This window comes from Actinoplanes sp. CA-252034, assembly GCF_050956125.1.
Classification (GTDB): Bacteria; Actinomycetota; Actinomycetes; order Mycobacteriales; family Micromonosporaceae; genus Actinoplanes.
On the sequence record NZ_CP191846.1, the window covers coordinates 2,090,743 to 2,113,112 of the forward strand.

At 71.9% G+C, this 22,370-nt stretch carries 18 protein-coding genes; 4 read left to right on the plus strand and 14 right to left on the minus strand.

Annotation, left to right across the window (positions count from 1 at the left end):
- The first annotated feature begins 157 nt into the window (after positions 1-157).
- Positions 158-823 (plus strand): dephospho-CoA kinase, encoded by a 666-nt coding sequence (locus ACQPZW_RS09610; RefSeq protein WP_433794468.1) that lies wholly within the window; start codon positions 158-160, stop codon positions 821-823.
- Here the strand turns inward: ACQPZW_RS09610 and ACQPZW_RS09615 are convergent.
- The 9 genes from ACQPZW_RS09615 to ACQPZW_RS09655 all read right to left on the minus strand — a co-directional run bounded on the left by ACQPZW_RS09615 (position 795) and on the right by ACQPZW_RS09655 (position 11,994).
- Positions 795-2,192, minus strand: coding sequence for a glycosyltransferase family 39 protein (locus ACQPZW_RS09615; RefSeq protein WP_433794469.1), 1,398 nt, complete (start codon positions 2,190-2,192; stop codon positions 795-797). The two genes, ACQPZW_RS09610 and ACQPZW_RS09615, sit on opposite strands and share 29 nt — an antisense overlap.
- Positions 2,193-2,327: 135 nt before the next feature.
- A complete protein-coding gene (locus ACQPZW_RS09620) occupies positions 2,328-3,131 on the minus strand; it encodes a carbohydrate ABC transporter permease (protein ID WP_433794470.1) in 804 nt (267 codons plus the stop codon).
- A complete protein-coding gene (locus ACQPZW_RS09625) occupies positions 3,128-3,988 on the minus strand; it encodes a carbohydrate ABC transporter permease (RefSeq protein ID WP_433794471.1) in 861 nt (286 codons plus the stop codon). Before ACQPZW_RS09625 ends, ACQPZW_RS09620 begins: the two co-directional genes overlap by 4 nt.
- Positions 3,988-5,247 carry an ABC transporter substrate-binding protein gene (locus ACQPZW_RS09630; RefSeq protein ID WP_433794472.1) on the minus strand — a complete coding sequence of 420 codons (1,260 nt, stop codon included), beginning with the start codon at positions 5,245-5,247 and terminating at the stop codon, positions 3,988-3,990. The genes ACQPZW_RS09625 and ACQPZW_RS09630 overlap by 1 nt, the downstream gene beginning before the upstream one ends.
- Entirely contained in the window at positions 5,244-6,341 is a 1,098-nt protein-coding gene (locus ACQPZW_RS09635) for an LLM class flavin-dependent oxidoreductase (RefSeq protein ID WP_433794473.1), read from the minus strand. The genes ACQPZW_RS09630 and ACQPZW_RS09635 overlap by 4 nt, the downstream gene beginning before the upstream one ends.
- 46 nt (positions 6,342-6,387) lie before the next feature.
- On the minus strand, positions 6,388-8,529 hold the full coding sequence (locus ACQPZW_RS09640) for an ATP-binding protein (protein WP_433794474.1): 2,142 nt from the start codon (positions 8,527-8,529) through the stop codon (positions 6,388-6,390).
- A gap of 42 nt (positions 8,530-8,571) precedes the next feature.
- On the minus strand, positions 8,572-8,982 hold the full coding sequence (locus ACQPZW_RS09645) for a response regulator transcription factor (protein ID WP_433794475.1): 411 nt from the start codon (positions 8,980-8,982) through the stop codon (positions 8,572-8,574).
- Between the two features lie 277 nt (positions 8,983-9,259).
- Positions 9,260-10,690, minus strand: coding sequence for an NAD(P)/FAD-dependent oxidoreductase (locus tag ACQPZW_RS09650; protein ID WP_433794476.1), 1,431 nt, complete (start codon positions 10,688-10,690; stop codon positions 9,260-9,262).
- A 134-nt stretch (positions 10,691-10,824) separates the two neighbouring features.
- Positions 10,825-11,994 carry a S8 family peptidase gene (locus ACQPZW_RS09655; RefSeq protein WP_433794477.1) on the minus strand — a complete coding sequence of 390 codons (1,170 nt, stop codon included), beginning with the start codon at positions 11,992-11,994 and terminating at the stop codon, positions 10,825-10,827.
- Positions 11,995-12,186: 192 nt separating this feature from the next.
- Here ACQPZW_RS09655 and ACQPZW_RS09660 point away from each other — a divergent pair, with 192 nt between their 5' ends.
- Entirely contained in the window at positions 12,187-14,211 is a 2,025-nt protein-coding gene (locus ACQPZW_RS09660) for an ATP-binding protein (RefSeq protein WP_433794478.1), read from the plus strand.
- Between the two features lie 84 nt (positions 14,212-14,295).
- On the opposite strand, the gene ACQPZW_RS09665 is transcribed toward ACQPZW_RS09660, so the two are convergent.
- The 3 genes from ACQPZW_RS09665 to ACQPZW_RS09675 form a co-directional block, all read right to left on the minus strand.
- The gene (locus tag ACQPZW_RS09665) at positions 14,296-14,874 is read right to left on the minus strand and encodes a hypothetical protein (protein WP_433794479.1); all 579 of its coding nucleotides are present in this window, start codon (positions 14,872-14,874) and stop codon (positions 14,296-14,298) included.
- A 16-nt stretch (positions 14,875-14,890) separates the two neighbouring features.
- Positions 14,891-16,093, minus strand: coding sequence for a GAF domain-containing sensor histidine kinase (locus tag ACQPZW_RS09670; protein WP_433794481.1), 1,203 nt, complete (start codon positions 16,091-16,093; stop codon positions 14,891-14,893).
- Between the two features lie 96 nt (positions 16,094-16,189).
- Entirely contained in the window at positions 16,190-17,464 is a 1,275-nt protein-coding gene (locus ACQPZW_RS09675) for a pyridoxal phosphate-dependent aminotransferase (RefSeq protein ID WP_433794482.1), read from the minus strand.
- A 280-nt stretch (positions 17,465-17,744) separates the two neighbouring features.
- Between ACQPZW_RS09675 and ACQPZW_RS09680 the strand changes: the two genes are divergently transcribed.
- Complete coding sequence (locus tag ACQPZW_RS09680) at positions 17,745-19,217, plus strand: alpha-amylase (RefSeq protein ID WP_433794483.1); 1,473 nt, start codon at positions 17,745-17,747, stop codon at positions 19,215-19,217.
- A 94-nt stretch (positions 19,218-19,311) separates the two neighbouring features.
- On the opposite strand, the gene ACQPZW_RS09685 is transcribed toward ACQPZW_RS09680, so the two are convergent.
- On the minus strand, positions 19,312-19,959 hold the full coding sequence (locus ACQPZW_RS09685) for a hypothetical protein (RefSeq protein WP_433794484.1): 648 nt from the start codon (positions 19,957-19,959) through the stop codon (positions 19,312-19,314).
- A gap of 143 nt (positions 19,960-20,102) precedes the next feature.
- Between ACQPZW_RS09685 and ACQPZW_RS09690 the strand changes: the two genes are divergently transcribed.
- The gene (locus tag ACQPZW_RS09690) at positions 20,103-21,008 is read left to right on the plus strand and encodes a TAXI family TRAP transporter solute-binding subunit (RefSeq protein ID WP_433797494.1); all 906 of its coding nucleotides are present in this window, start codon (positions 20,103-20,105) and stop codon (positions 21,006-21,008) included.
- Here the strand turns inward: ACQPZW_RS09690 and ACQPZW_RS09695 are convergent.
- Positions 20,998-22,359, minus strand: a complete 1,362-nt coding sequence (locus ACQPZW_RS09695) for a sensor histidine kinase (RefSeq protein WP_433794485.1) — start codon at positions 22,357-22,359, stop codon at positions 20,998-21,000. The two genes, ACQPZW_RS09690 and ACQPZW_RS09695, sit on opposite strands and share 11 nt — an antisense overlap.
- Between the last annotated feature and the right edge of the window lie 11 nt (positions 22,360-22,370).

Below are 22,370 nucleotides of genomic sequence, written 5' to 3' on the forward strand. Positions count from 1 at the left end.
CTGTGGATTGCGGGTCCTGTCGATGGCGAATCTGTGAGCCCGGTCGCCTCTGAAACACCCGTTCCGCGACTCCGGTGAGTAACGGCGGCATTCCTCCGGAGCCCGATCCCGGCGGGACACCGGTTGATCACGCTGAGTGAGTGGTCAGACTGGTGGTGTGGCCCACCGACCCACGAGTCCCGATCGAGACGCGCCGATCATCCACCCGCCCTGGCCCGCCGGCGCCCTGACCGAGGTGCTCACCTGGGCACGGGACCGTCTCGCCCCGCCGAACGGCCGCCGGGTGCTGGCCGTCGAGGGGCGCTCCGGGGCGGGCAAGACCACGCTGGCCCGGGCCGTCGCCGGGCGCCTCGGTGCGCCGCTGATCCACATGGACGACCTGTACGCCGGATGGGACGGCCTCCGCGAAGGCGTCGAAGAGCTGCGCTCCCGGGTGCTCGAGCCGCTCGCCGAAGGCCGGCCGGCCGGGTGGCGCCGCTTCGACTGGGCCGCGGGCGCCTACGCCGAGGAACACCCGGTTCCCGACGCGGACTGGCTGGTCGTCGAGGGGGTCGGCTCCGGTGGGCGGGTGCTCCGGCCGTACCTCTGCGGGGTCGTGTGGGTCGACGCCCCGACCGCGGTGCGTAAGCGGCGCGCCCTCGCCCGCGATGGGGAGACCTACGCCCCGCATTGGGCGCGCTGGGCCCGGCAGGAGGACGCGTTCTACGCGGCCGATCAGGTCCGCGAGACGGCGGACCTGATCGTCGAGAACCCCGGCGGCCCACCACCCGGCCCCGCCGTGCAACCGCCGTCGGCTACCGGCGGGTGCGTTCCATCAGCGTGATACCGAGCAGCGGATAGCTCCATCGCTGCACCACCCGGTACCCCGTGGCGATCCGCTCGCGCTTGGCGGCTGACATGTCCGCCAGCGGATCGGCCGGCGAGTCGACGCGGATGACCCAGATCCGGGCAGGCTCCCCGAGGCAGGAGGCGTCCGGGCACTCGGCGGCGAGAAGCCGGCCGTCGGCCCGCTGCCCCGAGACGGCCAGCACGTCCGCGGGCCGGGGCTCCCGCAGGTAGCGGGCCCAGACGTCCCGGGCCGCCCACCCGATGCTGGGGTGCCGGTCGGGAAAGACGGCGACGTCGCCTTCCCGGTAGCGGGGTGGGATGACCTGGGCGATCCGCGCCGAGTCCTGTCCGTGCCCGGCCGGTTCGCGGATGTCGACCTGGGCCGGATAGCCGAGGAGCGCGACGAGCCCGATGACCGCCGCGGTCCGCGATCCGGCGCCGCGGGCGGCCAGGACGACCAGTGCCGGCATGGCGACGAGCACGTACCGGGCGACCCAGATCTCGGTGACGGTCCCGGCGGCGAGCAGCAGCACGGGCGGCCCGAATCCGGCCGCGGCCAGGGCCCAGCCGATGCGGTCGCGGCGCAGTCCGGCGACGGCGAGGGCGAGCACCATGCCGCCGGCGATCGCGGAGACGAAGAGCTGCCCGGGCAGCACCCGCAGCGTCTGCTCGCCGACCCGGCTGATCCAGGAGATCTGCGCGGTCTGGGAGGTGGCGTACAGCAGCAGCGCGACCGCGGGCAGGCTGCCGGCCACGGCGGCGGGCAGCCATGCGCGCCAGGCGGATCGGCCGACGAGGGCGTGTCCGGCGACCACGAGCAGCCCACTGAGCGGATGGACGAGGCCGGTGGCGGCGAGGGCGGCCGCGTAGACCGCGGCACGCCCGGCGCCCGGCCGGTCGAGGAGGCGGATCAGCGCGAGGAGGGCGAGGGCGGCGAAGAGCACGGCGATCGCGTACGGCCGGGCCTCCTGCCCGTAGCGGGAGGCGACCGGCAGCACCGCCCACAGCAGCCCGGCGAGCAGCCCGACCGTGTCCCCGGCGGCGCGCCGGCCCAGCTCGGCGACGACCACGGCGGTGAGGACGGCGGCGATCAGGGAGGGCAGGCGCAGCGCGGGCGTGCCGGTCCCGGCGATCCCGGTGAAGACCTTGAGGGCCGCGTAGTACGGGGTGACGACCGCGTCCACCGAGCCTCCGAGGCGCCACAGGTGCGCCCAGTCGAGCCGGACCGCGCCCCACGTGGCGAGCTCGTCGGCCCAGAGGGAGGCCCCGGTCAGCCGCCATCCGCCGAGGATCGCCGTCAGTAGCGGCGGAAGCGTCCACACGAGATACCGCAGCGGCCGCCCGGCCGGCCGGGGGGAGGTCATGACGGGGCTCGGTGCGGTGACGACGCTGATGACGGACTCCCGGGCGCGGCTGCGGAGCGATCAGCCTAGGCGCCGGCCCGCCCGCCCACCGGACGATCAGCCCCAACTTCCCGTGAACGTCCGGTGCGCGCCCGGTCAGCCCTTGACCGCCCCGGCCGTGATCCCGGCGACGAAGTGCCGTTGCAGGAACGCGTACGCCAGGACCATCGGCAGCGACGCGACCACCACGCCGGTGAACAGCAGCGGGTAGTCGGTGAGGTATTCGCCCTGGAAGTCGAGCAACGCCAGCGGCAGGGTCCGCTTCTCCGGGTCGTCGATGAACAGCAGTGGGTAGAGCAGGTCGTTCCAGTGCATGACGAGCAGGAAGATCGCGGTGGCGGCGAGGCTCGGGTACGACACCGGCACCGCGATGCGCCGGAATGTGGCCCACGGCCCGGCCCCGTCGATCTCGGCCGCCTCGTAGAGCTCGGGCGGCAGCGTGCGCATGAACCCGGCCAGGATGAACACCGCCACCGGCAGGGTCACCACCACGTCGACGAGGATCAGCCCGGTCAGGCTGTTACGCAGGCCGAGCCGGTCGAACTGCACGTACTGCGGGATCATGATCGCCTGCGCCGGGACCGCCAGGCCGATCGCGAACACCCCGAAGAGCAGCGCCGACGGCCACTTCGGCAGGCGGGCGACGGCGAACGCGACCAGGCTGCCCAGCAGCAGCGTCACCGGCACGGACACCGACACCACCAGGGCGCTGTTGCCGAGGACCCGCAGCAGCTCCTGCTCGCTGAGCACGGTGGCGTAGTTGTCCAGTGTCGGGTTCGCCGGCAGCCCGAACGGCGAGGCGAACAACTCCCGGGTCGTCTTGAGGCTCCCTCCGACGATCACCAGGATCGGGACCGTGATCAGCAGTGTGTAGACCGCCAGAATCAGGCGCCGGCTCATCCGTGTGCCATCCTCGCGGCTCGGTTCTGCAGATAGGTGGCCAGCGCGATCGCCACCATGAACACGATCGACTCGGCCGCGGCGTAGCCGAGCTGCGAGTTCGCGAACGTGGTGTAGATGCGGGTGGCGAGCACGTCCAGGCCGGACCGCGGAGGGTTCCCGGCGAGGCCCAGGATCAGGTCGAACGCCTTGAACGACTGCAGTGTGGTGTAGGCGATCACCAGCGTCGTCGCGGGCGCCACCATGGGCCAGGTGACGTGCCGGAACTGCTGCCAGCGCCCGGCGCCGTCGGTCTGCGCCGCGTCGTACAGCTCCTGGGGGATCTGGTTGATCCCGGCGATGTAGATGATCATCATCTGCCCGGCGTGGAACCAGACCTGCGCCACCGCCACCCAGAGGATCGCGGTGTCCTCGTTCCCCAGGTAGGCGGACTTCAGCGTGCCCAGCCCGACCGCGTCCAGCACGGCGTTGGCCAGCCCGAAGTTCGGGTCGTAGACGAACTTCCAGATGAACGCCACCGACACCGACGACAGCACGGTCGGGAGAAAGAACAGGGCCCGCAAGAACGTCGAGGCCCGGCTGCGTACGGCCAGGAGCACCGCGAGCAGCAGCGCCAGGGCGGTCTGTCCCACCACCACGGCCAGCATGAACTTGAGGTTGTTGGTGAGCGCGTTGCGGAACAGGTCGTCGTTGGACACGACCTCGCCCAGGTTGGCGAGCCCCACGTCGTTGAACGTGGAGCTGTACCCGTCCCAGTCGGTGGTCGCGTACCGCAGGCCCTGCACCGCGGGAAGCAGGAAGAACCCGCCGTACAGGGCCAGCGCGGGAACCGCGAAGAGGAAGAGCTTGAACTTCACTACTTCTTCTTCTGGTCGATGACCTTCTGGGCCTCTTCGGCGGCCTGCTCCGGGCTCTTGCCGCCGGCCACCTGCACGGTGGCGTTCTCCACGGCGCCGCGGACGTCCAGGTTGGTGAACTGGAAGCGCGGGGCCAGGGCGGTCTTCTTGGTCAGCCACGGCGCGAGCGCCTTGAGGTCGGCGTTGGTGTACTCGACGCCCTTGACGGTCACGTGCTGGGCGGTGCCGTTGGCGTAGACGCCCGCCACGGCCGGGTCGGACAGGTGGGCCAGCCAGGACTGCGCCGCGTCCTTCTTCGACGATGCCGCGTTGACGCCGAGGATGAAGGTGGCGTTGAAGACACCCTCGTACCTGGCCTTGTCGGCGGTGGTGGTGATCGGCGCGAGCAGGTCGATCGGGAAGGTCGCGCCGAGCTTGCGGACACCGGCGACCTGGAACGAGCCGGTGGCCAGCAGGGCGGCCTTCCCCTGGGCGAAGAGGGCGAGCGCGGCGTCGCTGCCGGTGCCGGTCGCGTTGTCCTGGAAGTACGGGCGCAGTTCGGCGTACTGCTTGAGGACCGTGAGGAACCAGTCGTCGGTGACCTTGTGCTCGCCCGTCTCGATCTTGCCGAGCGCGTCGTCGGCCGGCGCGTTGTTGACCACCAGCACGTTGAGCAGCTGGCCGGCGTTGGCGGCGTCGCCGCCGGGCCAGGCGATCGGCGCGACGCCCTGGCTCTTCAGCTTGTCGGCCAGGGCGAGGAAGCCCTGCCAGTCCTTCGGGGCCTCGCCGAGCCCGGCCTTGCCGATCAGGTCGGTGTTGGCCAGCGGGGTGTTGAAGACCAGTTGGTACGGCACGCCGAGCTGCTTGCCGCCGGTGGCGCCCGCGGTGATCAGCGACGGCTCGTAGTTCTGCAGCCAGCTCTGCCCGGTGAGGTCGGTGGAGACGCCGGCCTTGGCGATGTCGAGGAACTGGGCGCCCCGGAAGGCGGTGAACGCGTCGCCGATCGCGGCGCCGCGCAGCTTCTGCAGCGCGGTGCTCTGGTAGTCGTTGGACGGGGAGATGTCCTGCTTGACGGTGATGTTCTTCGACTTCTGGAAGTCGGCGACGATCTGCTCGAAGACGGCCTTGTCCTCCGCACGCCAGTGGGCGAAGGAGAGCTCACTCGACGATTTCGAGGACGGCGACGAGTCGCCCCCGGGCCCGGCGCAGGCGGCCAGGACCGAGGCCGCCCCCGCTCCGGCGGCGAGTCTCAGCAGATCACGGCGGTTATAAGTGGTCATTTCTCGAGTGCTCCTGACAGGAGGCCGCGACGCCGCAGCTCGGGCAGCAGGCCCTCGCCGGCGTGGTACGCCTCCTCGAGATGGGGGTATCCGGAGAGGATGAACTCGTCGATGCCGAGGTCGTGGTATTCGGCTATCCGGTCGGCGACCTCGGTGTGGCTGCCGACCAGGGCTGTTCCGGCGCCGGGGCGGACGAGGCCGACCCCAGCCCATAGATTAGGGTAAATCTCTAGGCCGTCCCGTGTTCCGCCGTGCAGCGCGAGCATGCGCTGCTGGCCGACCGAGTCGGCCTGGCGCAGGGAGGCCTGTGCCTTCGTGATCTGCTCCGGAGTGAGGGCGTCGAGCAGCGCGTCCGCCTCGGCCCAGGCCTGCTTCGCGGTGTCCCGGGTGATGACGTGCAGCCGGATGCCGAATCGTCCCCGGTAGCCCAGCTCCCGCAGGGCGGCGATCTTCCCGGCCACGGCGGCGGGCGGCTCTCCCCAGGTCAGGTAGACCTCGGCGTGGTTGGTGGCGACGTCGAGCGCGGCCTTCGACGAGCCTCCGAAGTAGATCGGTGGCTTCTTGAACTGGCGTGGCGCGAGTGCCCCGGCGACGTGGAAGTGCTCGCCCTCGAAGTCGAACGGCCCGTTCCAGGCGCCGCGCAGCACGGTCAGGAACTCGTCGGTGCGTGCGTACCGCTCGTCCTTGCCGAGCCAGTCGCCGAAGCGGCGCTGCTCGGCCGCGTCGCTGCCGGTGACGATGTTGAGCATCAGCCGGCCGCGGGAGATCCGCTGGAAGCTGGCGGCCATCTGGGCGGCCAGGGTGGGGGAGAGCGAGCCGGGGCGGAACGCGACCAGGAACTTGAGCGTGCTGGTCTCCCGGGTGATCGCCGCTGTGGTCAGCCAGGCGTCCTCGCACCAGGTGCCGGTCGGGGTGAGCACTCCGGTGAACCCGGTGCGCTCGGCGGCGCGGGCGACGTCGATCAGATACTCGATGTCCGGCTCGCGCAGCGCGGCGCCGTCGGTGTGCGTGCTGCGCCCGCCACGATCGTCGACGCCCACGATGGACCGGCTGTCACCGGTCGTGGGCAGGAACCAATGCAGAACCACGGGCATGGGCAGGAATATATGTGCGCCATCTCCTATCGATCAAGGGGGTGAACTAGAATATGTGCACGTTCTCACACAGCGCCTGTTCGGCGGCCGCCGCGGGGACCGTGAGGATGAAGATCGTTCCCCCGCCCGGGTTGGGCAGAGCATCGATGTGACCGCCGTGCCGCTCGACGATCCGGCGGCAGATGGCCAGGCCGAGCCCGGTGCCGGGCATCGCCGTGCCGTTGCTCGCCCGATGGAAGCTGTCGAAGACCGCGGCGTGCTCGCCGTCCGGGATGCCGATGCCCCGGTCCGCCACCTGCACCCGCACCAGGCCCGCGTCGTCCACCCGGGCCGTCACGTCGATCCGCGGCGACTGACCCGGCGGGGTGTACTTGATCGCGTTGCCCAGCAGGTTGTCCAGCACCTGCCGCAGCAGCACCCGGTCGCCCCGGACCCGCGGCAGCGCCCCGACGAAGACGTCCGGCCGGCAGCCCGGCGACCCCGGCGCGTCGGTGCGGGCCGTCACCACGTCGTCGACCAGTTCCCGCAGGCCCACGTCCTCGACCCGCATCGTCGCGTCCCGCGCCGCCGTGTAGTCCAGCAACTCCATGATCAGCGTGTGCATCCGGTCCGCGCCGGCCATCACCTTGCCGGCGCTGCGCAGCGCGTCCTCCACGGCCGCCGGGTCCGGGTCGGCCAGCGCCTCGACGATCAGCTCCGCATACCCGCGCACCGCGGAGAGCGGCGCCTTCAGGTCGTGGGCCACCACACCGGCGAATCCGCGCAGCTCGTTCTCCACGTGCTTGCGGTCGGTGATGTCGTGGAAGACGGCGACCGCCCCGTGCTCCCCGGCCGTGGTCTCGATCGGCCGGGCCGACACGCTGATCACCCGGCCCTCCGTTTGCTCCGGGTTGCGTACCAGCATCTCGACCTGGTCGCTGCTCACCCCGTTCAGCGCCCGTGTCAGCGGCAGTTCGTCCACCGGGTACTCGGTGACCCCGTCCAGCAGGTACAGCCCGAACTGGTCCGCCCAGCCACCCGGCCCCCGCGCACCCTCGTTCCGGCCGAGGATCCGACGGGCCGCCGGATTGTGCAGCAGATACCGCCCGTCCGGCCCGACCACGCCCACCCCGTCGCTGATCCCGTCCATCACGGCCAGCAACAGCTCCGCCTGGCGGCGTGACGCCTCCTCGCCGGCCAGCAGTTCCTCGGTCGCCTGCCGCACCCGCTCCTCGGCACGCTCCCGGCCCGCCACCAGCACCCGGATCAGCAACGTCAGCAGCAGGGTCAGGCACAGTCCGCCCCCGAGAACGGCCGCCGGCAGTCCGCTGGCCGCGCCCGGCAGCCGGTCGCTGACCGCGGCCAGATGCAGCGTCCAGCTGCTGCTCTCGGCGACCGGGACGACGACCGATCGGCGGAGGTCGCGCTCGCCCTCGACCGGTGCCCGCAGCGTGGCGACGGCGACCTCCCGCCGTTCCGCGTCGTCGGCCTGCAGCGTCAGGTCCAGCAGGTTCTGCCCGGCCCGCTCCAGGGTGGCGCCCATGAAGTCCTGCCCGCGGACGCCGAGCACCACCCAGCCCAGGAACCGCCGCTGCTCACCCTGGTAGACCGGGGCCGCGAGAACGAACGAGCTCTGCCGTCGCTCCGGCGGCACCTTGGCATCGACCAGCAGCTGGTACGTGTCCGAGACGGCCACCTTGCCACTGCGGCGCGCGTCGTCGATCGCCGCGGCCGGCGCCTCGGCCTTCGTCAGGTCGAGGCCCGGATCGATCGATGTGCCGTCCAGCGTCGTCAGATAGATCGTGAAGGCGTGATCGCCGGTGCCGTTCGGTTGGAGAAGGAGATCCGGCGCACCACGCTGCCGCCACAGCTCCTGCACCTTGGCGACCTCGCCGTCAGCGGCCGGCACGATGAACGCGATCGTGCTCGCGCCGGCCAGCTTCATCGACTTCAGAGGCCGGGTCAGGGCCGCGTACTCGGAGCGGGTGAGCACCTCCTGGGCCCCCACCGCGGCCGCCGTGGTGATCAGCGTGTCGACGTAGCGCTGCGTCTCGGTGCGCACCGCCTCGGCGGCGGAGGCGGTGCGGCGATCCATCTGGACCTCGCCGTTGGCGGCCTCGTGCCGCTTGAGCGCGACGCTGACGCTCAGCGTCACCGCGCACCCCACCGCCGCCACCAGTGCGCTGATGACCGCCCGCTTCCCTCTCACCCCTGCCTTATCGGGGTCTCGGTGGCCGGGCTGAGACCGATCTCACGGCCGCCGTGGCAGCAGCCAGCTCACCCGCCGTACCAGATCGCCGACGTTCACCGGCTTCGCCATGCACTCCTCGGCGCCGGTGACGTACGCCAGATCGATGTCGGTCGTGCTGGCCATCCCGCTCAACATGATCACCGGGATCTCGGCGGTGGCCGGATCGGCGTGCATCCGGTAGCAGACGCTCAGCCCGTCCATCCCCGGCATCGCGATGTCCAGCACCACCAGATCCGGCCGCATCTCGTTGACGAGCGTCAGCGCCGTGCACCCGTCGGCTGCCGTCACCGTCCGGTACCCGGCCATCTGCAGCTTGAACGTCACCAGGTCACGCACGTCCTCGTCGTCGTCGACCACGAGCACCATGGGCCCGGCGGCGGTGCGGGGGAGAACGGGCGCGAGTTCCATCATGGCGGTCATGGTGTCTCCGGTTCTCGAGGCCGGCGGTGATCCACCGCCGAGGTGACCCGAGCAATCGGCCCGGACCCCTCTCTCCCCAGACAAACGCGGGTTGCCGCCGGGTTTCGATTCGGTACGGTCCACCCCTCCCCGACCGCATCCACCCACCACCCGGCCCCACCCCGTGACGGGGCTGCGGCTCACCACCGACCCGCGCCCGCCGGGCCGGATCCGCCGGTCCCGCTCAACCCCCGCCCGATGACCGGACAGGGGTTCGGCGACCGGCCGCTCAGCGGGGCAAAGCGGCCGAGGTGACCGGTTGGCGCGGCGCGGCCGTGGCGGTGGCTGATGCGGGCGTGGCGGTGGCGGGTGCGGGCGTGGCGGTGGCGGGTGCGGGCGTGGCGGGTGCCGGCGGCGGCACGGGGAAGCCGGCCTGGCGGGCGGTGACGGCGCGTTCCGGACGGCGACGGCCCAGGAACGTGACCGCCCAGCGGATCAGGGAGCTCGCCCGGTTGCGGCCGCGCGGCAGGTAGGCCCAGTGCACGACGAGCCAGAGGAGCCAGCCCGCGAGGCCGCTGAGGCGTACCCCTCGGAGGTCGGCGACCGCGGCGAACCGGGACACCGTCGCGATGTCGCCCTTGTCGAAGTAGTGGAACGGTTTGCCGGCCGGCTTGCCGGCGAGGCGGCGCCGGATGACCCGCCCGGCATAGCCGCCGCTCTGGATGGCGACCTGCGCGACGCCGGGCAGTCCGTCCAGGGCCATCAGGTCGCCGATCACGAAGATCTCCGGGTGCCCGGGGACGGTCAGGTCCGGTTCGACCAGGATCCGGCCGGACCGGTCGGTGGGCGCCCCGGTGGCCGTGGCGATCCGCGCGGCGAGCGCGGGGGCGGCGACGCCGGCGCTCCACACCCGGGTCATCGCGTCGATGCGCTCCTCCGCGACCGGGGCCGGCGGCGCCGGGGTCATCCGCACGCCGGCCGCGTCGACGTCGGTGACCAGCGTGTTCACGTGGATCTCGACGCCCAGCCGGCGGAGCCGCCGGGCCGCGGCCGCGGACGAGCCCGCGCTGAAGGCGGGCAGGACGCGGTCGGCCGCGTCGATCAGGACGATGCGGGCCCGCGCCGGGTCGATGCGCCGGTACTCGCCGGGCAGGGTGCGGCGCGCGATCTCGGCGATCTGCCCGGCCAGTTCGACGCCGGTGGGCCCGGCGCCGACGATGGCGAAGGTCAGCCAGCGGGCCTGCTCGGCCGGGTCGGTGGCGAGCTCGGCCATCTCGAAGGCGGTGAGGATGCGGGAGCGCAGCTCGACCGCGTCGTCGATGGTCTTCAGACTGATGGTGTGCTCGGCGAAGCGGTCCTGGCCGAAGTACGACTGGGCGGTCCCGGCCGCCACGATGAGGGTGTCGTAGGGGACCTGGTACGGCAGTCCGCCGGGCGCGGTGGCGGTCACGGTCCGCCCGTCGGTGTCCACATCGGTGACCCAGCCGAGCAGCACCTCCGTGTCGGGCTGCCGCCGGAAGATCTCGCGCACCGGGGTGGCGACCTCGCCGGGGGAGAGGACGCCGGTGGCGACCTGGTAGATGAGAGGCTCGAAGACGTGGTGGTTGGTTCCGTTGATCACGGTGATGTCGGCCGGGGCCGTCCGCAGCGCCTTGGCGGCGTACTTGCCGCCGAAGCCCGCTCCGATCACGACGACCCGGTGCCGTGCCTGCTCGATCATGTCGATCACGCTCCTCGTCACATCCGTCACAACCGAGGAACGCGGTACGAAAGTCCTGCTCAGGCCGCGAGCATCATCACGGGCCGGAGCTGTCACAAAAGGCCGGGGACGGTCGTCCCCGGCCTTTCACGCGATCACTGGACGACGAAGAGCAGCCGGTTCGGGGAGCCGGAGCCCGGGCTGGTCACCACGCCGGTGGTGGCGTTGGTGGTGAGGGCCGAGGAGACCTGGGCCGGGGTGTAGCCGGGGTTGCGGGACAGCACGAGCGCGGCCGCACCGGCGACGTGCGGGGACGCCATCGAGGTGCCGCTGATCGTGTTGGTGGCGCTGCTGCTGGTGTACCAGGCCGACGTGATCGACGAGCCGGGCGCGAAGATGTCCAGCGTGCTGCCGTAGTTGGAGAAGCTGGACCGCGCGTCGGTGTTGGTGGTGGAGCCGACCGTGATGGCGGTGGCGACCCGGGCCGGCGAGTAGTTCGCGGCGTTGGCGTTGGAGTTGCCGGCCGCGACCGCGTACGTGACACCGGACGCGATCGAGTTGCGGACGGCCGTGTCGATCGAGGTGCTGGCGCCGCCACCGAGGCTCATGTTGGCGACCGCCGGCTTGACCGCGTTGCTGGTCACCCAGTTGACGCCCGCGATGACGCCGGCCGTGGTGCCGGAGCCGGAGCAGTTGAGCACCCGGACGCCGACCAGCTTGACGGCTTTGGCCACGCCGTACGTGGATCCGCCGACCGTGCCCGCCACATGGGTGCCGTGGCCGTTGCAGTCGACCGCGCCGCTGCCGACGGCGTCGTAGCCGGCCGTGGCCCGCCCGCCGAACTGGCTGTGGCTGTAGAGGATGCCGGTGTCGATGATGTAGGCGGTGACGTTGGAGGCGGTGACCGGGTACGTGTAGGTGGTGCTGAGCGGCCGCGCCCGCTGGTCGATGCGGTCGATTCCCCAGGTCGCGTTGGTCTGTGTCGCGGCCAGGGTGATCACCTGGTTCTGCTCGACGTACTCGACCCGGCTGTTGGCGGCCAGCCGTCTGGCCTGCGCCTCGGTCAGGCTGGCCTCGTACCCGTTGATGGCCTTGCCGAAGCTGCGCTTGACCGCGCCGCCGTAGGCCTTGGTGAGCCCGGCCTCCTGGGCGCCGGACTTCAGAACGACGATGTAGCTTCCGGGGACCGCGTCCGCGGTGCCGGCGAGCCGGATCTGGCCGGTGACGGGCGCTGCCGCGGCCGGGGTTCCCGTCGCGACGACCGCCGTCGCCAGTGCGAACAGGCCGGCGGCCAGGGTGCGGCCGCTGCTGTGTCGAATCGCCATGATCTTCCTCTCTCGCGCCTGCCGGCGGCGAGCACAGGGATAGATGCCCATCGCTCGACAGCTCCGCGCTGAGCGTATTCGTGACGGCTGTTAACAACCAGATATCGAAACGTATATATCTTCGGCTAAGCCGTGTCCCACATGTGCCGACAAGAAGGGTGAAAAGGTCACATCCTGATACGAGGCGAGCCGATGAGACTTCCGATGGCCGTACCGCCCGTCGTCGTCTATGCGGTGCTCCACCTGACCGCCGTGGTGGCCTGTGCCGGGACGACGTTCGGCGACTCCGGCGAGCCGATGCTCTGGCCCGCCTTCGGCATCGCGGCGATGTGGCTGGTGACGAGCGCGGAGTCCCGTTGGCGGTGGGCCGCCACGGGCGCCGTCGGCCTGTTCACCGCGGCCGGGTTCGCCCTCACCGGCACCGGCCCCGGCATCGCCCTGCTGGAGGGGCTGGTGGCGGTGATCGGCGCGGTCGCCTTCGTCTTCGCGGTGGACCGCCGCCTGCCCGGCCTGCGGCCCTCCGCCGACGGCGGCCGGCCGCTGTCGAGCCTGCCCGACCTCTGGAGACTGCTGTCCTGCGCCGGCTTCGCCTCACTGGCCGCCAACGTGCCGCGGACCGTCGGTCACCTGCTGCTCGACGGTGAGCGGACGTTCACGGTCACCGGCGCCGCCGCCCTGTTCCTCCGGGACGCGGTCGCCATTCTGGTCTTCGGCACGGCCGTCCGCCTGCTGGCCGGCCCCGCGACCGGCGCACCGCCCCGATCGTGGCGGCCGTACGCGCCGGAGGGCCTGATCGTCTTCGCCGTCTCGGTCGCCGCCTACTGGGCGGTGTTCAGCAGCCAGGCGGAGCTGCCGATCGGGTTCGTGCTGATCCCCCTGACCGTGTGGGCGGCGATCAGGTTCCCCACTCCCGTCGTGGTCCTGCACGCGGTCGTCCTCGACAGCGCGGCCCTGCTCTGGACGGTGGGCGGCGACGGCCCGTACGCGGTGGTCGCCGACGTCGAGCTACGGGCCGTGCTGATCCAGCTCTACGCCGGCATCCTCGCCTGCGTCGGCCTCGCCCTCGCGATCAGCCGCGACGAACGCGACAGCCTGATCCGGCGCCTGCGAGTCTCCGAGCAGGAGGCCACCGACAAGGCCACCATGATGACCACGGTGGTCGACTCGATGACCGAGGGGCTCGCCATCCTCGACCACACCGGCCGTCTCGTGCTGCGCAACCCGGCCGCGGGCCGCCTGCTCGGCTCGGTCCCGGCGGTCACCGGCGAGGTGGCGCTCGGCAGCAACCACGGGTTCTTCCAGCCCGACGGGACGCCGCTGACCGACGGCGAGCTGCCGCACGTACGGGTCCTGGCCGGCCAGGAGGTCCAGCCGATGGACGTCCTGGTGCGTAACGCTGCGGTGCCGGAGGGACGGGTGGTCCGGTTCAACGCCGCCCGGCTCGCGCTCGGCGCCGGCCCGAACCACGTGGTGGTGGTCTTCCACGACGTCACCGCCGACCGCCGGCACCGCGACGAGCTGATGTCGTTCGCCGGGCGGGTCGCGCACGACCTGCTGAACCCGCTCACCACGATCGAGGGCTGGGCCGAGGTGCTGGAGCAGGAACTGGCCGGATACCGCCCGGCCGAGCGGGTGCAGCGGATCCAGCGGGCCGCCGCCCGGATGCGCACGTTCCTGAACGGGCTGCTCGCCTACACCGCGGCACGTGACGGCAAGCTGATGCCGACGACGATCAACCTGGCCCTGCTCGTCGGCGACATCATCAACAGCCGGCTCGACCAGGCGGACAGCACCGGCGGCGCGCCGCCCTACTTCGAGGTGGGCCGGCTCGACCCGGTCGAGGCGGACCCCGTCCTGCTGCGCCAGCTGCTGGAGAGCCTGATCGACAACTCGCTGGGGATGATGGCGCCCGGCGTCGCACCGTACCTGGCGATCTCCTGCCAGCCGGCCCCGAACGGGCTGCTGCGCATCGACATCCTGGACAACAGCCTCGGCATCCCGCCGGCCACCCGGCACGAGGTGTTCACCAACTTCCACCGGGAGAAGGGCTCGACCACCACCAGCGGGCTGGAGCTGGCGATCTGCAAGCGGATCGTGGAGCGGCACGGCGGGACGATCGAGGCGAGCGCCAATCCGTACGGCGGGGGCACGCGGATGTCGTTCACGCTGCCGGCCGGGCGCTCCGCGTACGCCCGCGCTCTCGCCCCGACCCGCTGAAGGGGCCGGCCCTGCTCTCGCCGCCGGGCCGCTGAAGGGACCGGCCCCGCTCTCGCGCCGGGCCGCTGAAGGGCCGGGCCGGGATCAGGTCGGCGGGACGGCGCCCAGCATGTCGAGGACGCCGCCGAACAGTGACGTGGTGCCGGCCTGATCGAGGTGCCGCGCCTGCCAGCCGCGGTCCCGCATGCCCTGCAGCACACCGATCACGGTGGTCCGGGCGGTCCGCAGGGTCGCCGGGGACAGCAGCACCGCCGAGGTGCCGTCGGAGTACGCGGCCCGGGCCGCCGAGCCGAGCGCCACCATGGCGGCGGCGGCCCCGTTGAGGATCTGCGCGACGTGCAGCCGGTCCCGGTCCAGGTTGAAGGCGGCCACGTGCACGGCCAGCCCCAGCGCGGTCATCAGCCGTCCGGTCTCGTCGCCGCTGAGCACCGCCGGCATGGTCGCCGAGTCGTCCTCGGCCGCCGTGACACCGGTGCAGAACCCGGTGATCAGCTCCTCGGCGACCTCGGCCGGCACCAGCCCGTCGTCGCCGGAGCGCCGGCGCAGCGCGGCCTCGATCGCGTCGCGCACGATGTACTCCGGCACCACCCGGTGATGCTCGGCCAGCCGCTGGATGATCACGGCCACGACGTCGTCGACGCGCATCGCGCCGGGCTGCTCCATCCCACCACCCTAGGGCCTACGCGGCGGCGGGCAGGGTGACGCGGACCGTGGTGCCGTCGCCGCCGCTGTCCACGGTCACCGTCCCGTGATGCGCCCCGACGATGTTGCGGGCGATCGTCAGGCCCAGGCCGACACCGGGAATCGCCTCGTCACGGGCGTGCCGCCCGCGGTAGAAGCGATCGAAGACGTACGGCAGCTCGGCCGCCGGGATGCCGATGCCGCCGTCGCGGACCTCCACCCAGGGCTGCGGTGTGCCGCCGGTGGCGATCGTGATCGGACGGTCGGCAGGGGTGAACAGCAGCGCGTTGCGCATCACCTGCGCGACGGCGTGCGCCAGGTGGGAGAGATCGGCGCGCACCGGCACCTCGGCGCCACATTCCATCCGTACGGTCTCCGCCCGCAACGCCACGAGCGGACGGCAACTGGTCGCCGCCGCCGCGACCACGGTGTCCAGACTGACCGGCCCGACCGGGGCGGGCAGCGGCGCCTCGGCCGGCCGGGTGCCGGCGAGCAGGTGGTCGACCATCGACACGAGCCGCTCGCCGTTGCGGTGGATCGGCTCGATCAGCCGCCGATAGGGCGCCAGGTCCTCCTGGTCGCCGAGGATCTCCAGATAGCCCTGGATCGACGCGACCGGCGTACGCAGCTCGTGGGTGATCGTGGCGACCAGGTCGTCCTCGCGTTTCGACGCCCGGGCCAGCTCGTCGCCGAGGTCGGCCATCCGCAGCCGGTTGCGGATCGCCTTCAGGTGCACGGCGGCCTGCCCGGCGAAGGTGACCAGGTTGCGGACCTGGGCGTCGTCGACCTCGCGGGGCCGGTCGTCGATGACGCACATGGCGCCCAGCGTGTGCCCGTCCTCGTCCACGATCGGCGCCCCGGCGTAGAACCGGATGTTCGGCTTGCCGATGACGTTCGGCAGGTCGGCGAAGCGGCTGTCGCGGGTGGCGTCCGGGACGATCAGCGGCCGTTTGGCCGGGATGATGTGCTTGCAGAACGACACGTCGAGCGGGGTCTGCTCGTCGGCGAGACCGTGGCTGCCGGCGAACCATTGCCGGTCCCGGTCGATCAGGGAGACCGCGGCCATCGGGGTGTCGAACATCGACGCGGCCAACCGGGTCAGATCGTCGAGAACGGCCGGCCGGGGCCGGTCGAGCACCTCGTACGACCTCAGGGCGGACAGCCTGGCCCGCTCGTCCTCGTCCCGGGGATTGTGCTCCACGACTACCTTTCGGCGGCCGGTCAGGGGAGCTGAGCGGAATCCCCGGCGCGTTGGCCGTGCCGTCCCGGGCCGACCGCGCGGGACGGCACGCGCGGGTCAGCCCACGGCGGCGCGACGTGCGGTGTAATCGTTGCCGGTCCGCTGACCCGGGTACTGGATGACGCCGTCCGGCTGGTCGTCGTACGCGGTGTCGGCCCAGCGCGCCCGCGGGCCGGTGCTCTCCAGCGGGTCGGTGTCGTAGACCGACCGGCTGTGGAACCGCTGCGCGTAGTCGAGCATGCCGTCGACCAGCCGGTCCACATCGCCGGCCGGGCGCACCACGAGCCGCATGAACTGGCTGGTCATGCCGAGCTTGTTGCCACACTCGCGGGTCATGATGCCGTGATTGGCGACCAGGTAGTCGCGCAGGGCCACACCCGACCACTCGCTCGGCAGCTTGACGAGGAAGAAGTTGCCCTGCGACGGGAAGACGGTCAGCCCCTGGATGCGCTGCAGCTCCCGGCCCATCGACCGGCGGTCCCGGCTGAGCAGGCGCAGGCTCTCCTCGTACTCCATCTCGTGGTCGGAGATCATGTGGACGACCTTCTCCGCGAGGGAGTTCAGGTTCCACTTGGGCAGCATCTTCGCGATCTTCCCGGCGATCGCCGGGTTCGCCAGCATGTAGCCGAACCGGATGCCGTGCAGGCCGAAGTTCTTGCCGAGGCTCTTGAGCACCACCGCGTTCGGGCGGATCACCGCGTCCGGCCCGACCGACGGGTAGCGCTCGGCGTCGGAGAAGTCGATGAACGACTCGTCGACGACGACCAGGTCCAGGTCGCTGAGCGCGTCCATGAAACGGATCACGTCACGCCGCGGGATGTAGTGCCCGTCCGGGTTGTTGACGTTGCAGACCACCGCGACCCGCGACTTGCGCTCCCGGATGAACTGGACGTACTCCTCCAGATCGAGCCGGAACCCGTCGCGCTCCTGCAGCGGGAACATGTCGACCCGCTTGCCGGTCTCCATCGGCTGGTCGGTCCACCGGCCGAAGGTGGGGATCGGGATCGCCACGCTCTCCTTGATCAGCAGGTGGTCGATCCAGGTGATCAGCTCGGTCGAGCCGTTCGCCATGGCCACCGTCTGCGGATGCAGGCCGAGGACACTGGCCAGTTTCTTGGTGATCGTCGACGAGTCGCTCGGGTAGTACTTGAGAATGCTCTTCAGATCCCGGGAGAGCTCGTCGAACATCTCCGGAGTGGGGAAGTACGGGTTGCACGGGATGCAGAAGTCGACGATCTCGACGCCCTCGCCCGCGGCCCGCGCCACGTCGAAGAACGACGCGCTGTGTGAGCCCTTGTGCAGGATCGACGTATCGATACCGGTCCGCGCCACGGTGTCCTCCCGAACCCCTCGGTTATGGTGCCGCCCTCCGATACGGGCATGAGGGTTGAATCGTTCGATACTTAATTCATCGGAAAGGATTCACAGGAAAGAAACGGCGCCCGCCACGATTGATCAACTAGCTCGTTCTCCCCATGGTGGCTGTGACGGAGGGGGAACCATGCGCGGATTGATCAGGCTCTGGCTCGCGAGCGTCGTGGTGATGGGTGCGGTGATGACGGCGAGCCCGGCGCACGCCCTAGCATGAGGGGACGTCAGCGAGGGGGCATGCATGACCGGGTGGCCGACGGCGCCGGTGATCTATGAGATCGGCACCTGGCCGTGGCTGGCCGGGCTGACCCGGCGGTACGGCCGTCCGGTGACCCTGGGCACGGTGCCGGGCGAGGTGTGGGACGAGGTCGCCGCGCCCGGCGTCGACGCGGTCTGGCTGATGGGCGTCTGGGAGCGCAGTCCCGCGGGTCTCGCCGTCGCCCGGGCGAACGCGTCGTTGCAGAGCGCGTTCCGGGCCGCCCTGCCCGACCTCACCGACGACGACGTGGTGGGCTCGCCCTACTGTGTGCGCCGCTATCGGGTCGACGACCGGCTGGGTGGGCCGGAGGGCCTGGCCGCGGCCCGTGCCGAGCTCGACCGGCGCGGGGTGCGGTTGATCCTCGACTACGTGCCCAACCATGTGGCCCCCGACCACCCGGCGACCGTCGACCATCCGAACTGGTTCATCCAGGGCAGTGAGGCCGCGCTCGCCGCCGACCCGGCCGGCTGGTTCGAGGCGGCCGGCCGGATCCTCGCCGTCGGCCGTGACCCGTTCTTCCCGCCGTGGCCGGACGTCGCCCAGCTCAACGCCTTCGACGAGGGCCTGCGGGAGGCGACCGTGGCCACCCTCACCTGGATCGGCGAGCAGTGCGACGGCGTCCGCTGCGACATGGCGATGCTGGTCACCAACGACATCTTCGCCGGCACCTGGGGGGAGCACGCGGGGCCGGTCCCGTCCGCCGAGTTCTGGCCGCCGATCATCGAGCGGGTCAAGCGGGCCCACCCCGGGCTGGTCCTGATCGCCGAGGCGTACTGGGACACCGAGTGGACGCTGCAGCGGCAGGGTTTCGACTTCTGCTACGACAAGCGCCTCTACGACCGGCTCACCCACGAGGGCGCCGAGTCGCTGCGCAAGCACCTGGTCGCCGACCGTGGCTACCAGGACGGGCTGCTGCGGTTCACCGAGAACCACGACGAGCCGCGGGCCGCCGCCGCTGTCCCCGGTGGCCGGGACCGGGCCGCCGCGGTGGCCATCGCCACGCTGCCCGGCGCCACTCTCTGGCACGACGGCCAGTTCGAGGGCCGCCGGACGCGTCTGCCGGTCTTCCTCGGACGGTACCCGGACGAGCCGGCCGATCCGGAGCTGCGGTCCTTCCACCGGCGCCTGCTGGCGGTGGCGCCCCGCGTGCGCCGCGGTGAGTGGCGACTGCTCGACTGCCACGGCTGGCCGGACAATCCGTCACACCGTGACGTGGTCGCGTGGTCCTGGCACGAGGGCGCCGCCCGCCGCCTGGTCGTCGTCAACTTCGGCGGCCGGCCCGCCCAGGCGCGCGCCGCCCTGCCGTGGCCGGGGCTGTCCGGGCGGTCCTGGGAGCTCACCGACCTGATGGACGGCCGGGTCTTCGACCGCGACGGCGACGAGCTGGCCGACGAGGGCCTCTTCGTGGACCTGCCCCCGTGGGGCTTCCACGTCCTCACCATGGAATCGGCCTGATCAGGGCCGGTCTGATCAGGGCCGCTCTGATCAGGGCCGGCCTGGGCAGGGCCGCTCTGGGCAGGGCCGGCCGGGCACGGGCGGCCCCGGCGGGTCAGACCAGCGAGCCGGCCCGCAGCCGCAGGCGGGGCGGGGTCGCCGGCAACGCGGTCGCGGCGTCCGCCGTGACCGTCACCACCACGCAGCCGGGCCGGCGGGCGACCTCGGCGGTCACCCCGAGCAGCCGGGCCGCACGGACCAGCACCGCGGCGATCTCCTGATCCCGCAACGTCACCCACAGCAGGTGGCCGCGCCGGCGCTGACCGGCGGCGAGCAGAGCGGCCCGCCAGGCGGCCTGCGCGAGGGTGAGCCGCTGCACGTGCCGGGGCGAGGAGGCGCCGAGTTGTTCGGTGCCGAGGAGGGCTTGCCGACCCTGGCGCCAGGCCGCCGCCAGCATCCGGCTCGTCGCCAGACGCTGCGATTCCGCCACGACCACGCGCTGCACCTCGTACCGCCGCCGCCCGCCCCCCGTTCGGATCTCCCGCGACGCCTCGCAACCGAGGCCGTCCAGCAGGTAGACCAGGCGGTCCGCGGCGTCTTCCCGATCGAACTCGGCCAGCGCCTCACCCACCTGCGGAACCGGGGCGGGCAGGGGCTGTCGCTGAGGGCGGGAGGTGTCCACGCACTCGACCAGACAGGCCGACTCGAACGCGCCGGGCAGCGCGTCGGCCAGCACAACCGGACGAATCGACGTCGGGTCCATCGGCATCTCCCTCCGTGGCTGAGGACACCGTCACCGATAAGGCCGTTCGGCCGGTACACCGGCGGCGAAGACTTGAGGGAAACTTGCGCGGACCGGGCCGTCCCGCGTGGGGAAACAAGGTGACCCTTCCCATCAGTCGTCGTATGGCGCTTGCCGGTCTGGTCACGCTCCTCATCGTCACAGGCTGTGGCCGGGACACTGCGGAGGATCGCCAGGTCCGGATCGCCACCGGCAGCAAGACCGCCGTCTACTTCAAGATCGGCGAGGCCTACGGCGGCATCATCGACCGCGAGCTGCCCGGCACCGACGCGAGCGTCCTGGTCACCGCCGCCTCGGCGGCGAACATGGACCTGGTCACCCGTGGGCAGGCCGAGGTCGGGTTCGCCCAGTCCGACGTGCTGGTCACCGGGGGAGCGCCGGCTCCCGGGCTGGTCGCCCTCGCCCGCGTCTACGACGACCTGCTGCACCTGGTGGTCCGCGCGGACAGCCCGGTCAAGGGCCTCGGCGGGCTGAAGGGCAGACGCGTCTCGGTCGGCGCGCAGGGCTCCGGCACCACCGTGACCGTCGGCCGGCTCCTCTCCGTGGCCGGCATGGCCGATGCCGTGCAGCGCCGCGACCTCAACCTCGACGAGTCGATCCGGTCGCTGCGGAGCGGCGACATCGACGCGTTCTTCTTCTCCGGCGGGTTGCCGGTCACCGGGATCAAAGAGCTCGGCGCCGACGCCGGCATCCGGATCGTCGACCTGTCCGAGTGGGCCGGAGAGCTGCGCGAGGCCTACAGCGACGTGTACGTGGTACGCGACGTGCCCACCTCGGCGTACTCCCTGCCGCCGGTCGCCACGATCGCCGTCCCGAACCTGCTGGTCGTGGCGGCGACGATGCCCGAGGACCTGGCCTACGACCTGACCCGGCTGCTGATGGAGCGACGGGGCGAGCTGGCCGCCGCCCACCCGGCCGCCGAGCGCCTCGAGCTGCGGGCCGCGATCTCCACCCTGCCGGTGCCGCTGCATCCGGGGGCCGCCCGCTACTACAAGAGCGTCAAGCCCTGAACCGGATCGTCGCGGCCAGGCCGCCGTCGTCGGCGGGCGCCAGCGTGAACTGCCCGCCGGAGGCCTCCACCAGCACGTTGACGATCGACAGTCCCAGTCCGGCGCCGTCCACGTTCTGCGCGTCCGGGGCCCGCCAGAACCGCTCGGTGGCCTGCCGGCACTGCTCCTCGGTCATTCCGGGGCCGGTGTCGCGTACCGTCACCTCGGCCTGCCCGTCCTCGGCGGACGTCAACCGGACCGCCACCCGGCCACCGGCCGGAGTGAATTTGAGGGCGTTGTCGATCAGCGCGTCCAGCGACTGATCGAGAGCGGTCGCGACCAGCCGGGCCGGCACCGGCTCCTCCGGCAGCTCCGCGACCAGCTCGACGCCCCGCCGCTCGGCCAGCGGCTGCCACGCCTTCACCCGGTCCGCGGTCAGCGCCGTGGCGTCGGCGGTCTCCACCCGGTGCCGGCCGCGCTCGGCCCGGGCCAGCGCGAGCAGCCCGTCCAGCACGTCGGCCAGCCGGTCGGTCTCCTCCAGGGCGAACTCGCGGTCCTCGCGCAGCTCCTCGTCGTCGATACGGCTGCCCAGGTCCTCGATCCGCAGCCGCAGCACGGTCAGCGGGTTGCGCAGCTGGTGGCTGGCGTGCGCGACGAACGACCGCTGCCGCTCCATCGCCTCGGCGACCGCGTCGGCCATCTCGTTGAAACTCGCCGACAGACGCCGCAGCTCCGGCGGGCCCAGCCCGGGCTGCACCCGGGCCGCGCTGTCCCCGGCGCCGATCTCGTGCGCCGCCGCATCCAGCCGGGTCACCGGCCGCAGCACCCAGCTCGCCAGCCGGTCCGCGGTGGCCAGGCAGGACGCCACCGCCAGCAACCCGACCAGGGTCAGCACCAGCCACACGATCAGCACGTCACGGCGGCTGCGGTCGGTCGGCGACACGGTCAGCACCACACCCAGCACCGCGCCGCCGTCACTGATCGGCACCGCCACCATCAGCGGCTCCCGCACCCACGGCCACAGCGTCTGCGGGGAGCTCACCTGATGGCCGGCCAGCGCGCCGCGCACCGCGACCGCCGTCGCCGCCGGGTCTGCGCCGAACGCGCTGAGCACCTGCTGGTCCTGATCGACCAGGAGCGTGCCGATGCCGTACAGATCCTGGTAGCGGCGCAACTCGTCGTTCAGCGCGTCGAGGTCGCCGCTGCGCACCGCGGGCGCCGCCAGCGACGCGAACCGGGTCGCGTCAGCCAGCCGGTCGGCGACGGCCCGGTCGGTCTCCCGGCTGGCGACCGTGACGGCGAGCGGGATCTCCAGAGCGAGCAGGACCATGCAGAGCAACAGCAGGTAGGTGACCACCAGCCGCCGTCGCACGCCGTCTCCCG

What these genes read in the sequence shown, in the direction of transcription:
- ACQPZW_RS09615 (WP_433794469.1), bottom strand. Translation starts at nt 2,192, where the DNA reads ATGACCTCCCCCCGGCCGGCCGGGCGGCCGCTGCGGTATCTCGTGTGG.
- ACQPZW_RS09620 (WP_433794470.1), bottom strand. Translation starts at nt 3,131, where the DNA reads ATGAGCCGGCGCCTGATTCTGGCGGTCTACACACTGCTGATCACGGTC.
- ACQPZW_RS09630 (WP_433794472.1), bottom strand. Translation starts at nt 5,247, where the DNA reads ATGACCACTTATAACCGCCGTGATCTGCTGAGACTCGCCGCCGGAGCG.
- ACQPZW_RS09635 (WP_433794473.1), bottom strand. Translation starts at nt 6,341, where the DNA reads ATGCCCGTGGTTCTGCATTGGTTCCTGCCCACGACCGGTGACAGCCGG.
- ACQPZW_RS09645 (WP_433794475.1), bottom strand. Translation starts at nt 8,982, where the DNA reads ATGATGGAACTCGCGCCCGTTCTCCCCCGCACCGCCGCCGGGCCCATG.
- ACQPZW_RS09650 (WP_433794476.1), bottom strand. Translation starts at nt 10,690, where the DNA reads ATGATCGAGCAGGCACGGCACCGGGTCGTCGTGATCGGAGCGGGCTTC.
- ACQPZW_RS09655 (WP_433794477.1), bottom strand. Translation starts at nt 11,994, where the DNA reads ATGGCGATTCGACACAGCAGCGGCCGCACCCTGGCCGCCGGCCTGTTC.
- ACQPZW_RS09660 (WP_433794478.1), top strand. Translation starts at nt 12,187, where the DNA reads ATGAGACTTCCGATGGCCGTACCGCCCGTCGTCGTCTATGCGGTGCTC.
- ACQPZW_RS09665 (WP_433794479.1), bottom strand. Translation starts at nt 14,874, where the DNA reads ATGGAGCAGCCCGGCGCGATGCGCGTCGACGACGTCGTGGCCGTGATC.
- ACQPZW_RS09680 (WP_433794483.1), top strand. Translation starts at nt 17,745, where the DNA reads ATGACCGGGTGGCCGACGGCGCCGGTGATCTATGAGATCGGCACCTGG.
- ACQPZW_RS09685 (WP_433794484.1), bottom strand. Translation starts at nt 19,959, where the DNA reads ATGGACCCGACGTCGATTCGTCCGGTTGTGCTGGCCGACGCGCTGCCC.
- ACQPZW_RS09690 (WP_433797494.1), top strand. Translation starts at nt 20,103, where the DNA reads ATGGCGCTTGCCGGTCTGGTCACGCTCCTCATCGTCACAGGCTGTGGC.